13 protein-coding genes are annotated in these 12,156 nt (G+C 59.2%); 10 read left to right on the forward strand and 3 right to left on the reverse strand.

Annotation, left to right across the window (positions count from 1 at the left end):
• Positions 1-227: 227 nt before the first annotated feature.
• Both glmU and glmS read left to right on the forward strand, forming a co-directional pair.
• The gene (gene glmU, locus ADK28_RS11185) at positions 228-1,601 is read left to right on the forward strand and encodes a bifunctional UDP-N-acetylglucosamine diphosphorylase/glucosamine-1-phosphate N-acetyltransferase GlmU (RefSeq protein WP_048795687.1); all 1,374 of its coding nucleotides are present in this window, start codon (positions 228-230) and stop codon (positions 1,599-1,601) included.
• A gap of 149 nt (positions 1,602-1,750) precedes the next feature.
• A complete protein-coding gene (glmS, locus tag ADK28_RS11190) occupies positions 1,751-3,580 on the forward strand; it encodes a glutamine--fructose-6-phosphate transaminase (isomerizing) (protein ID WP_028128067.1) in 1,830 nt (609 codons plus the stop codon).
• Between the two features lie 30 nt (positions 3,581-3,610).
• On the opposite strand, the gene ADK28_RS33310 is transcribed toward glmS, so the two are convergent.
• The gene (locus tag ADK28_RS33310) at positions 3,611-3,742 is read right to left on the reverse strand and encodes a hypothetical protein (RefSeq protein WP_256364571.1); all 132 of its coding nucleotides are present in this window, start codon (positions 3,740-3,742) and stop codon (positions 3,611-3,613) included.
• Between the two features lie 173 nt (positions 3,743-3,915).
• On the opposite strand from ADK28_RS33310, the gene pstS reads away from it, so the two are divergent.
• From pstS to ADK28_RS11230, 8 genes are all read left to right on the forward strand, one after another.
• On the forward strand, positions 3,916-4,956 hold the full coding sequence (pstS, locus tag ADK28_RS11195) for a phosphate ABC transporter substrate-binding protein PstS (RefSeq protein ID WP_004933819.1): 1,041 nt from the start codon (positions 3,916-3,918) through the stop codon (positions 4,954-4,956).
• A 91-nt stretch (positions 4,957-5,047) separates the two neighbouring features.
• On the forward strand, positions 5,048-6,004 hold the full coding sequence (gene pstC / locus ADK28_RS11200; RefSeq protein ID WP_016929615.1) for a phosphate ABC transporter permease PstC: 957 nt from the start codon (positions 5,048-5,050) through the stop codon (positions 6,002-6,004).
• A 1-nt stretch (position 6,005) separates the two neighbouring features.
• A complete protein-coding gene (gene pstA / locus ADK28_RS11205) occupies positions 6,006-6,896 on the forward strand; it encodes a phosphate ABC transporter permease PstA (protein ID WP_004933824.1) in 891 nt (296 codons plus the stop codon).
• A 54-nt stretch (positions 6,897-6,950) separates the two neighbouring features.
• Positions 6,951-7,721: a phosphate ABC transporter ATP-binding protein PstB gene (pstB, locus tag ADK28_RS11210; protein WP_016929614.1), complete on the forward strand. Its 771-nt coding sequence runs from the start codon at positions 6,951-6,953 to the stop codon at positions 7,719-7,721.
• A gap of 11 nt (positions 7,722-7,732) precedes the next feature.
• Entirely contained in the window at positions 7,733-8,467 is a 735-nt protein-coding gene (gene phoU, locus ADK28_RS11215; protein ID WP_016929613.1) for a phosphate signaling complex protein PhoU, read from the forward strand.
• A 168-nt stretch (positions 8,468-8,635) separates the two neighbouring features.
• Positions 8,636-9,475, forward strand: coding sequence for an ABC transporter substrate-binding protein (locus ADK28_RS11220; RefSeq protein WP_016929612.1), 840 nt, complete (start codon positions 8,636-8,638; stop codon positions 9,473-9,475).
• Between the two features lie 81 nt (positions 9,476-9,556).
• On the forward strand, positions 9,557-10,270 hold the full coding sequence (locus ADK28_RS11225; protein WP_016929611.1) for an amino acid ABC transporter permease: 714 nt from the start codon (positions 9,557-9,559) through the stop codon (positions 10,268-10,270).
• A 1-nt stretch (position 10,271) separates the two neighbouring features.
• Positions 10,272-11,012 (forward strand): amino acid ABC transporter permease, encoded by a 741-nt coding sequence (locus ADK28_RS11230; protein WP_048795688.1) that lies wholly within the window; start codon positions 10,272-10,274, stop codon positions 11,010-11,012.
• Here ADK28_RS11230 and yieH read toward each other — a convergent pair.
• Entirely contained in the window at positions 11,009-11,677 is a 669-nt protein-coding gene (gene yieH, locus ADK28_RS11235; RefSeq protein ID WP_016929610.1) for a 6-phosphogluconate phosphatase, read from the reverse strand. The genes ADK28_RS11230 and yieH overlap by 4 nt on opposite strands.
• 46 nt (positions 11,678-11,723) lie before the next feature.
• The gene (locus tag ADK28_RS11240) at positions 11,724-12,128 is read right to left on the reverse strand and encodes an NUDIX hydrolase (RefSeq protein ID WP_033639105.1); all 405 of its coding nucleotides are present in this window, start codon (positions 12,126-12,128) and stop codon (positions 11,724-11,726) included.
• Between the last annotated feature and the right edge of the window lie 28 nt (positions 12,129-12,156).

Genomic DNA, 12,156 nt, shown 5'->3' on the forward strand with positions numbered 1-12,156 from the left:
AAAATAAGCATTTCAGCCCGGCGTACAGAGTGGTGTATAACCCCTGATATCGGGAAAGAAACGTCGCCGATCGCCGACAGTTTTTTCGTCCCGGCGTCGAATTGGCCGCGATAGCGGCAGGCCAAGGCCCGCGCGGCCTGCGCCGGGTTCGTGCAGAGAAATATGTAGTAATATCGCCGCTAAACGGTTTTACTTTCGTCTATCAAAATGGAGTTATCAGGTTGCTTATGTCGAACAGCGCAATGAGCGTGGTTATCCTCGCCGCGGGCAAGGGAACACGCATGTATTCCGATCTTCCCAAGGTCTTACATCCGTTGGCCGGCAAGCCGATGGTGCAACACGTCATTGATGCCGCGATGAAACTGGGCGCGCAACATGTACACCTGGTATACGGCCACGGCGGCGATCTGCTGAAAAGCACGCTGACCGAGGGCGCGCTGAACTGGGTGCTGCAGGCCGAGCAACTGGGCACTGGCCATGCGATGCAGCAGGCGGCGCCGCATTTTGCCGACGATGAAGACGTATTGATGCTGTATGGCGACGTGCCGTTGATCTCCGTGGATACGCTGCAGCGCCTGTTGGCGGCCAAGCCGCAGGGCGGCATTGGCCTGCTGACGGTCAAGCTGGACGACCCGAGCGGCTATGGCCGCATCGTGCGTGAGAACGGCGACGTGGTGGGCATCGTCGAGCATAAAGACGCCAGCGAAGCGCAGCGTCAGATCAATGAGATCAATACCGGCATCCTGGTGGCGAATGGGCGCGATCTGAAGCGCTGGCTGGGGATGTTGAATAACGATAACGCACAGGGTGAGTTTTACATCACCGATATCATTGCGTTGGCGCATGCCGACGGCAAGAAAATCGAAGCCGTGCACCCATCGCGTTTGAGCGAAGTGGAAGGCGTGAACAACCGTCTGCAGCTGGCGACCCTGGAGCGCGTGTTCCAGTCGGAACAGTCTGAAAAGCTGCTGCTGGCCGGCGTAATGCTGTTGGATCCGGCGCGTTTCGACCTGCGCGGTGAACTTGTTCACGGCCGCGACATCACTATTGATGTGAATGTAATTATCGAAGGTCACGTCAAGCTGGGCGACCGGGTGAAAATCGGCGCCGGCTGCGTGCTAAAAAACTGCGTGATCGGTGATGACTGCGAGATCAGCCCTTACAGCGTACTGGAAGACAGCGTGCTGGAAGCAGACTGCACGGTGGGGCCGTTCGCCCGCTTGCGCCCAGGCGCGGAGCTGGCGGCAGGGGCTCACGTCGGCAACTTCGTGGAAATGAAAAAGGCGCGCCTGGGCAAAGGCTCCAAGGCCGGTCACCTCAGCTACCTGGGCGATGCTGAAATCGGCGATGACGTGAATATCGGCGCCGGCACCATCACCTGCAACTACGATGGCGCCAACAAGCACAAGACGCTGATCGGCGATGGCGTGTTCGTCGGTTCCGATACTCAGCTGGTGGCGCCGGTGTCGGTCGGTAAAGGCTCCACCATTGCCGCCGGCACCACGGTGACGCGAGATATCGCCGAAAACGAACTGGTCCTGAGCCGCGTCAAGCAGGTGCACATTCAGGGCTGGCAGCGCCCGGTGAAGAAGAAGCCATAGTGTGTTTTGCGTTGGGCTCTATTCACGAGCCCAATACAAAACATAATAACCCCACCATCTACAGGCTCGGGGACGCACGGTAAAACCGGCAAAAATCAGGTCAAGGCATCGAAAACGTCCACGAAGGACGTTCATTAGGAATACAACTGATGTGTGGAATTGTAGGCGCAGTAGCGCAACGTGATATCGCAGAAATTCTGTTGGAAGGTTTACGCCGTCTCGAGTACCGCGGTTATGACTCCGCCGGTCTGGCGGTGGTCGATGAAAAAGGCAACGTCAGTCGCCTGCGTCGCGTTGGCAAGGTGCAAAAGCTGGCCGAAGCGGCGGAACAAACCGATCTGCACGGCGGTACCGGCATCGCTCACACCCGTTGGGCTACGCACGGTGAACCGACCGAAGCGAACGCGCACCCGCATGTTTCCGACTACATTACCGTGGTGCATAACGGCATCATCGAAAACCACGAGCCGCTGCGCGAACTGCTGATTGAACGCGGTTACCGTTTCAGCTCTGAAACCGATACCGAAGTGATTGCGCACCTGGTGCACTGGGAACAACTGCAAGGCGGTACGCTGCTGGAAGTGGTTCAGCGCGTGATCCCGCAGCTGCGCGGCGCTTATGGCACCGTGGTGATGGACAGCCGCGATCCGAGCGTGCTGGTCGCGGCGCGTTCCGGCAGCCCGCTGGTTATCGGCCGCGGCGTCGGGGAAAACTTCATCGCTTCCGATCAGCTGGCGCTGCTGCCGGTCACCCGCCGCTTCATCTTCCTGGAAGAGGGCGACGTGGTGGAAGTGACTCGCCGCACCGTCAACATTTTCGACAAACAGGGCAACGCCATCGAGCGCCCTGAGATCGAATCCCAGGTGCAGTATGACGCCGGCGACAAGGGCGCTTACCGCCACTACATGCAAAAAGAGATTTACGAACAGCCGCTGGCGCTGAAAAACACCCTGGAAGGGCGTTTCAGTCATGGCCAAATCAACCTGAGTGAGCTGGGGCCGCATGCCGACGAGCTGCTCGCCAAGGTGCAGCACGTGCAGATTATCGCCTGTGGCACTTCTTACCACTCCGGTATGGTGGCGCGTTATTGGTTCGAAGCGCTGGCCGGCGTGCCGTGCGATGTCGAGATCGCGTCCGAATTCCGTTACCGCAAATCGGCGGTGCGTCCGGGCAGCCTGATCATCACTCTGTCGCAGTCCGGCGAAACCGCCGACACTCTGGCGGCGCTGCGCCTGTCCAAGGAGCTGGGTTATCTCGGTTCGCTGGCCGTTTGTAACGTTGCCGGCTCTTCGCTGGTGCGTGAATCCGATCTGGCGTTGATGACCAAAGCGGGCACGGAAATCGGCGTCGCCTCGACCAAAGCCTTCACCACGCAGCTCACCGTGCTGTTGATGCTGGTGGCGCGCCTGGGCCGTCTGAAAGGCATGGCGGAAAGCGTGGAGCACGAGATCGTGCATGGTCTGCAGGCGTTGCCGGCGCGTATCGAGCAGATGCTGTCGATGGATAAAGAGATCGAAGCGCTGGCGGAAGGCTTCTCCGACAAGCACCATGCGCTGTTCCTCGGCCGTGGCGATCAGTATCCGATCGCCATGGAAGGGGCGCTGAAGCTGAAAGAGATCTCCTATATTCACGCCGAAGCTTATGCGGCGGGCGAGTTGAAACACGGCCCGCTGGCGCTGATCGACGCCGATATGCCGGTGATTGTGGTGGCGCCGAACAACGAACTGCTGGAAAAGCTGAAGTCCAACATTGAAGAAGTGCGCGCGCGCGGCGGCCAGCTGTACGTGTTCGCCGATCAGGACGCCGGCTTCGTCAGCAGCGAAGGCATGACCATCATTCCTCTGCCGCACGTCGAGGAAATCGTCGCGCCGATCTTCTACACCGTGCCGTTGCAGCTGCTGTCTTACCATGTGGCGCTGATCAAAGGCACCGACGTTGACCAGCCGCGCAACCTGGCGAAGTCTGTCACCGTAGAGTAATTTGCCGCAGGTAAACTGCAAAAGCCGGCCTTAGCGCCGGCTTTTTTCATGAGTGACCTTAAAGATGACAGCGCTGCCGTTTCGGTGATAAACGTTGTCATATTCAAGCGGATAGGCCGCGCCAAGCCGGTTTTTTATTGCTTGGGAAATGTGCTGTTTCACGGCTAACCTTCTGATTTAAATACAAACAAACACTCATTAAATGCACTGTAATATAACTGTCATATTGCGTACATTTTTCTGTCACCAAACTGTCCTATTTTCCCTCCTGCAGCAATACTTACTCTGATTAAAACGACTCGAAGTCGATTTTAAGTATCCCATTAGGAGGGATTATGAAACTGATGCGTACCACCGTCGCCAGTATTGTGGCAGCGACCTTCTCCCTGACCGCCGTGTCCGCGTTCGCTGCTGCCAGCCTGACCGGTGCAGGTGCGACATTCCCCGCTCCGGTTTACGCCAAGTGGGCAGATTCTTATCAGAAAGAAACCGGCAACAAAGTTAACTATCAGGGCATCGGCTCCTCTGGCGGCGTAAAGCAAATCGTGGCCAACACCGTTGACTTTGGCGCTTCCGACGCCCCGCTGTCTGACGACAAGCTGGCGGCCGACGGCCTGTTCCAGTTCCCGACCGTGATCGGCGGCGTGGTGCTGGCGGTGAATATTCCGGGCATCAAATCCGGCGAACTGACGCTGGACGGCAAAACCCTGGGCGATATCTACCTGGGCAACGTCAAAAAGTGGAACGATCCGGCTATCACCAAGCTGAACCCAGGCGTGAAACTGCCTGACCAAAACATCGCCGTAGTGCGCCGCGCCGACGGTTCCGGCACTTCGTTCGTGTTCACCAGCTACCTGTCCAAAGCCAATGCGCAGTGGAAAGAAAAGATTGGCGCCGGTTCTACCGTTAACTGGCCGACCGGTCTGGGCGGTAAAGGCAACGACGGCATCGCCGCCTTCGTTCAGCGTCTGCCAGGCTCTATCGGCTACGTAGAATACGCTTACGCCAAGCAGAACAACCTGGCTTACACCAAGCTGGTGTCCGCCGACGGCAAACCGGTCAGCCCGACCGAAGAGAGCTTCAGCAACGCCGCCAAGGGTGCGGATTGGAGCAAAACCTTTGCTCAGGATCTGACTGACCAGAAAGGCGACAACGTGTGGCCAATCACCTCCACCACCTTCATCCTGGTGCACAAAGAGCAGAAAAACCCTGCTCAGGGCGCCGAAGTGCTGAAGTTCTTCGACTGGGCCTACAAAACCGGTGCAAAACAAGCTAACGAGCTGGATTACGCCACCCTGCCGGCAGAAGTGGTTGAGCAGGTGCGTGCGGCCTGGAAAACCAACGTAAAAGACAGTTCAGGTAAAGCGCTGTACTAACAACGCAGGGGCGCGGGTTCGCCGCGCCCCACACAGTTCTTCAGGCTCCGATCCCGGTTGGGGCTGCCAGGGTTCAAACAGAGAGTAATCTATGGCTGAGTACAAGCCGACCATCAAAGCACCGGGCAAAAACGGTGACATCATTTTCAGCGCGCTGGTGAGACTGGCTGCGCTGATTACCCTATTGTTGCTGGGCGGCATCATCGTTTCGCTGATCTTCGCCTCCTGGCCAAGCATGCAGAAATTCGGCTTTGCGTTCCTGTGGACCAAAGAGTGGGACGCGCCGGCGGAGCAGTTCGGCGCGCTGGTGCCGATCTACGGCACCGTGGTCACCTCGCTTATCGCGTTGATCATCGCCGTGCCGGTGAGCTTCGGCATCGCGCTGTTCCTGACCGAACTGGCGCCGAACTGGCTGAAGCGGCCGCTGGGCATCGCCATTGAGCTGCTGGCGGCCATTCCGAGCATCGTCTACGGCATGTGGGGACTGTTCGTGTTCGCCCCGCTGTTCGCCGAATACTTCCAGACGCCGGTGGGCGATGTGCTGTCGGGCATTCCAATCGTTGGCGAGCTGTTTTCCGGCCCAGCCTTCGGCATCGGCATCCTGGCCGCCGGGGTGATCCTGGCGATCATGATCATTCCTTACATCGCCGCAGTGATGCGCGACGTGTTCGAACAGACCCCGGTGATGATGAAAGAGTCGGCCTACGGCATCGGCTGCACCACCTGGGAAGTCATCTGGCGCATCGTGCTGCCGTTCACCAAAAACGGCGTCATCGGCGGGGTGATGCTGGGCCTGGGCCGTGCGCTGGGGGAGACCATGGCGGTGACCTTTATCATCGGCAACACTTACCAGCTCGACAGCGCTTCGCTATACATGCCGGGCAACAGCATCACCTCGGCGCTGGCCAACGAATTCGCTGAAGCCGAGTCCGGCGTGCACACTGCCGCGTTGATGGAGCTGGGTCTGATTCTGTTTGTTATCACCTTTATCGTGCTGGCGCTGTCGAAACTGATGATCATGCGTCTGGCCAAGAATGAGGGGCGTTAACATGGCGACGATGGATATGCAAAACGCAGTCGTTCTGGCGGAAAGCCGCCGCAAAATGCAGGCCTGGCGCCGGCAGAAAAATCGCCTCGCGCTGTTCCTGTCGATGGCGACCATGGCGTTCGGGCTGTTCTGGCTGATCTGGATCCTTATCGCCACCGTCACCAAAGGCTTCGACGGCATGTCGCTGGCGCTGTTCACCGAGATGACCCCGCCGCCGAACACCGCGGGCGGCGGCTTGGCCAACGCCATCGCCGGCAGCGGCCTGTTGATCCTGTGGGCGACCCTCTTCGGTACGCCGCTGGGCATCATGGCCGGCATCTACCTGGCGGAATACGGCCGTAAATCTTGGCTGGCGGAAGTGATCCGCTTTATCAACGACATCCTGCTGTCCGCACCGTCGATCGTGGTGGGCCTGTTCGTTTACACCATCGTGGTGGCGAAGATGGAACACTTCTCCGGTTGGGCCGGCATCGTGGCGCTGGCGTTGCTGCAGGTGCCGATCGTCATTCGCACCACCGAGAACATGCTGAAGCTGGTGCCGGATACGCTGCGCGAGGCCGCCTATGCCCTGGGCACGCCGAAATGGCGCATGATTTCCGCCATCACGCTGAAGGCGTCGGTGTCCGGCATCATCACCGGCGTGCTGCTGGCGATTGCGCGCATTGCGGGGGAAACCGCGCCGCTGCTGTTCACCTCGCTGTCGAACCAGTTCTGGAGCACCGACCTGATGCAGCCGATCGCCAACCTGCCGGTGACCATCTTCAAATTCGCCATGAGCCCGTTCGCCGAATGGCAACAGTTGGCTTGGGCCGGGGTGCTGTTGATCACCCTGTGCGTACTGTTACTGAATATCCTGGCGCGCGTAATTTTCGCCAAGAAAAAGCATTCGTAAAATTTTGAGCGCCGCTTTGGCGGCGCTGATGAAAAGAGAGAAGTCTTGATGAGTATGGTTACTGACGCTTCCAGCAGCAAAATTCAGGTACGCGATCTGAACTTCTACTACGGCAAATTCCATGCGCTGAAGAACATCACGCTGGATATCGCCAAGAACAAGGTCACCGCGTTTATCGGCCCATCCGGCTGCGGCAAATCCACCCTGCTGCGCACCTTTAACAAGATGTACCAGCTGTACCCGGAACAGCGTGCGGAAGGCGGCATTCTGCTGGACGGCCAGAACATCCTGACCGACAACTCGGATATCGCGTTGCTGCGCGCCAAGGTCGGCATGGTGTTCCAGAAGCCGACGCCGTTCCCGATGTCGATTTACGACAACATCGCTTTCGGCGTTCGCCTGTTTGAAAAGCTGTCGCGCGCCGATATGGACGAGCGCGTACAGTGGGCGCTGACCAAGGCCGCGCTGTGGAACGAAACCAAGGACAAGCTGCACCAGAGCGGCTACAGCCTCTCCGGCGGCCAGCAGCAGCGTCTGTGCATCGCCCGCGGCATCGCCATTCGTCCGGAAGTGCTGTTGCTGGATGAGCCTTGCTCGGCGCTGGATCCGATCTCTACCGGCAAGATTGAAGAGCTGATCAGTGAACTGAAGGCCGATTACACCGTGGTGATCGTGACGCACAACATGCAGCAGGCAGCGCGCTGCTCCGACTCTACCGCATTTATGTATCTGGGCGAGCTGATCGAGTTCAGTGATACTGATAACCTGTTCACTGCGCCGCAGAAAAAGCAGACTGAAGACTACATCACTGGCCGTTATGGTTGATAGGAAGCATCATGGATAACCTGAATTTAAACAAACACATTTCCGGCCAGTTCAACGCAGAGCTCGAGCATATCCGCACCCAGGTGCTGACCATGGGCGGGCTGGTGGAGCAACAGCTGACCGATGCCATCACCGCGATGCACAATCAGGATGGCGAGTTGGCCAAGCGCGTAATTGAAGGCGACGCCAAGGTCAACATGATGGAAGTGGCGATCGACGAAGCGTGCGTGCGCATCATCGCCAAGCGCCAGCCGACCGCCAGCGATCTGCGCCTGGTGATGGCGATCATCAAAACCATTTCCGAGCTGGAGCGCATCGGCGACGTGGCGGACAAGATCTGCCGCACCGCGCTGGAAAAGTTCTCGCACCAGCATCAGCCGCTGCTGGTCAGTCTGGAGTCGCTGGGGCGCCACACCGTGCAGATGCTGCACGACGTGCTGGACGCGTTCGCGCGCATGGATCTGGACGAAGCGATCCGTATTTACCGCGAAGATAAAAAGGTCGACCAGGAATACGAAGGCATCGTGCGTCAGCTGATGACCTACATGATGGAAGACTCGCGCACCATTCCGAGCGTGCTGACCGCGCTGTTCTGCGCCCGCTCTATCGAGCGTATCGGCGACCGCTGTCAGAACATCTGCGAATTTATCTTCTATTTCGTCAAGGGGCAGGATTTCCGTCATTTGGGCGGCGATGCCCTGGAAAAGCTGCTCTCTCCGGGCGGTAAAGACGAAAAGGCCGACTAACTCTTTCCGGGTAATATCCTTCAAAGGCGCGGTTTCCCGCGCCTTTATTCCATCTTAAACGCGTAAAGATAAAAAGGTTATAAATATAGCTTTTTATATTATTTCCTGACCTATGTGGCGCTTGCTAGCTTATTCGCCAGCAGGACATCAACCACTTAGGAGCTTTCTATGAAACATCGCGCTTTGGCCTTAACGTTGTTAGCCAGTCTGACCGGCCTCGCCGCCGGCGCCGCGCACGCGGACAAACTTGACGATATCAAGCAAGCCGGCGTGGTGCGTATCGCGGTGTTCGACAGCAACCCGCCGTTCGGCTACATCGATCCGCAGAGCAAAAAGCTGGTGGGCTACGATGTGGACGTCGCCGACGCGATCGGCAAAGCGCTGGGGGTGAAAGTGGAGCTGCGCGCCACCAACCCGGCCAACCGCATTCCGCTGCTGGTGTCGAAGAAGGTTGACCTGATTGCCGCCAACTTCACCATTACCGACGAGCGCGCCAAGGAAGTGAACTTCAGCGTGCCGTATTTCGCCACCGGCCAGAAATTCATCGCCCGCAAAGGCGTATTGAAAACCCCGGAAGACATCAAGAAGCTGCGCATTGGCGCGGACAAGGGCACGGTGCAGGAAATCACCCTGCGCGAGCGTTTCCCGACGGCGAAAGTGATCTCCTACGATGATACCCCGCTGGCGTTCGTGGCGCTGCGCAACGGCAACGTGCAGGCGATCACTCAGGACGACGCCAAGCTGGTCGGCCTGCTCGGCAACCTGCCGGCGGCGCAGAAGGCGGAATTTGAAATTTCGCCGTTCAGCCTGACCAAAGAGTATCAGGGCGTGGGCATTCCCAAGGGCGAGGATCGCCTGACCGCCGCGGTGAATGAGACGCTGATCAAGCTGGAAAACGACGGCGAAGCGGTTAAGATTTACGATCGCTGGTTCGGGCCGGAAACCAAATCCGCCCAGCCGCGCGGCGATTTCAAAATCGCGCCTTTGGATCAGCAACCGAAAGCCTGATTTAACCGCTCGCGGTGAGATCGGTACGGAGGGGCGCAGCTTGCTGCGCCCCTGATGCATTCTGCAAGACAAGGATTGAACATGAACCTGGACTGGCTGCTGGCGCCGCAATACCTGAACTGGCTGTGGCACGGCTTTCTGCTGACGCTGTGGCTTTCCGCCTGCGCGGGCCTGGCGGCCACGCTGTTGGGCTTCGTGCTGGCGGCGATGCGCGACAGCAGCCTGAGGCCGCTGCGTTGGCTGGCGATGGGGTACAGCTCGCTGTTTCGCAATACGCCGCTGCTGGTGCAGCTGTTCTTCTGGTACTTCGCCGCCGGGCAAATCCTGCCGTCCGCCGCCATGCAGTGGCTGAACAGCGCACATCAGGTCGGCCCGCTTGAGTGGCCGTCGTTCGAGTTTCTCGCCGGTTTCTTCGGCCTGACGCTGTACTCCACCGCCTTTATCGCCGAAGAGATCCGCTCCGGCATTCGCGGCGTCGCCGGCGGGCAGAAATATGCCGCTCAGGCGCTGGGGCTGACCGGCTGGCAGGCGATGCGCTACGTGGTGCTGCCGCAGGCGCTGAAAATCGCGCTGCCGCCGCTGCTGGGGCAATACATGAACGTGATCAAGAACTCGTCGCTGACCATGGCGATCGGCGTTGCCGAACTCTCTTACGCCTCGCGTCAGGTCGAAACCGAAACCCTGCGCACCTTCCAGGCGTTCGGCGTGGCGACGGTACTGTATATCGCCATCATCGCGCTGCTGGAAGGTTGGGGCATGTGGCGACAACAGCGTAAACCGCTGGGAGGACATTGAGATGGATTTCAGCGTGATTCATGACAACCTGGGTTACCTGCTGTGGGGCACCTGGCCGGATGGGTCGCTGGGCGGCGCGGCGCTGACGTTGGCGATCAGCCTGATGGCCGGCGTGGTCTCGGCGGTGCTCGGCACCTTACTCGGCGTGGCGCTGGCGATGTCGCGCGGCGTCGCCGCCGGGCTGCTGGCGGCGGTGTTGGGCTTTTTCCGCGCTATTCCGGTCATCATGCTGATCTTCTGGACCTATTTCCTGCTGCCGATGGTGTTTGGCGTCGAGATCCCGGAAATTACCACCGTGGTGTGTGCGCTGGCGTTGATCGCTTCGGCCTATCTGGCTCATGCGGTGAAGGCCGGCATCGCCGCGATCGGTCCCGGCCAGTGGCAGGCCGGGCTTTCTCTGGGGCTGACGCGCTGGCAGACGCTGCGCATGATCGTGCTGCCGCAGGCGCTGCGCATGATGGTGCCGTCGTTCATCAACCAGTGGATTTCTCTGATCAAAGACACCTCGTTGGCTTATATCGTCGGCGTTGGCGAATTGACCTTCCTGGCGACCCAGGTCAACAACCGCAGCATGGTCTATCCGATGGAAGTGTTCCTGTTTGTGGCGCTGGTCTATTTCGTATTCTGCCTGGCGCTCGATCTGCTGGCCAACGCGGTCAACCGCCGCTTCGGCGCGCAAACCCGCGCGCTGAAGCGGTCCTGGCGCTGGTGGCGCAACAAGCCGCCGTTGCCGGCCAGTTAATCGGCCGTCAGCCGCCAGCCGCGTTCGCGCCACAGCGCGGGCAATTGAGCCAGGTCGTCAAACGTGGTCACCAGCGGGTGATCGATCGGCGGATTATGCGGATCGGCGCAGAAGTAAAAGACCGGAATGCCGGCATTGATGCCGGCCTGCGCGCCGGCGGGCGAATCGTCCACCAGGATGCAGCGCGTCACCGGCACCCGCATCTGTTCGGCGGCGTGAAACACGATCGCCGGATCCGGCTTCCAGCGCTGAATGTCATAGCCGCTGAACAACCGGTCATCAAAATAAGGCAGCATGCCGGTCAGGCCGAGCGAGTGCTGCATCTTGCTGACCGGCCCGTTGGAGACGGTGCAGACAGGCACCGTCACCTGTGCCAGCAGCTCGCGGGCGCCGGCAATCTGTTGCAGCTCGCTGTCGAACAACCGCGCCACTTCCTGCCGATACAGCGGCTCCAGCGTCTCTTTTTCCAGGTCAGTGCCCTGCTCGGCATTGACCCGATCGATGATCTCGTACAGCTTCACCCCTTTGTATTTCTTGAATACCTCTTCCAGCGACAGATGAATGCCGTAGTGGGCGAACATATGGACATAGGCTTTGCTGCACAGCACTTCGCTGTCCACCAGCGTGCCATCGCAGTCGAACAAAATGCAGTCAATCTGATTCATGCGGGACAGGTTCCTTCGGGTTAACGCCGCCAAGGCGACTCAGCGATCACTTGATCAGGTTACGCGCCTTGAGATCGTGCAAAATCAGCGCGGCGACGTGTGAGCACTGCGGCAGATCGCGGCTGTCGCACCACTTCAGCTCGGCGATTTCGGCGGCCGGCTGCAGTTGCCCGGTAAAGTCGGCCTGGTAGCAGCGAATGCGCACCTGGGTGCCGTCCTGCTTGCCGTCCGCCGGGCCGGTGAACTCGCCGTAAAACGCGATGGATTGCGGCTGCAGCGCAACGGTCAGCTCTTCGTCGATTTCGCGGCACAGCGCCTGTTCGTCGGTTTCGCCCGCTTCGCGCTTTCCGCCCGGCATATAAAACAGCGTCTTATTGTGCGAGCGCACCAGCGCCACTTTGTCATCTTTCAGCGCGATCAACGCCAGCTTATCGATAAAGGTCGAAGACATGCGGATTCCTGTTTTTAACGGATAGGGA

It is taken from the genome of Serratia sp. 506_PEND (assembly GCF_001076875.1).
In the GTDB taxonomy this organism is placed as follows: Bacteria; Pseudomonadota; Gammaproteobacteria; order Enterobacterales; family Enterobacteriaceae; genus Serratia; species Serratia marcescens.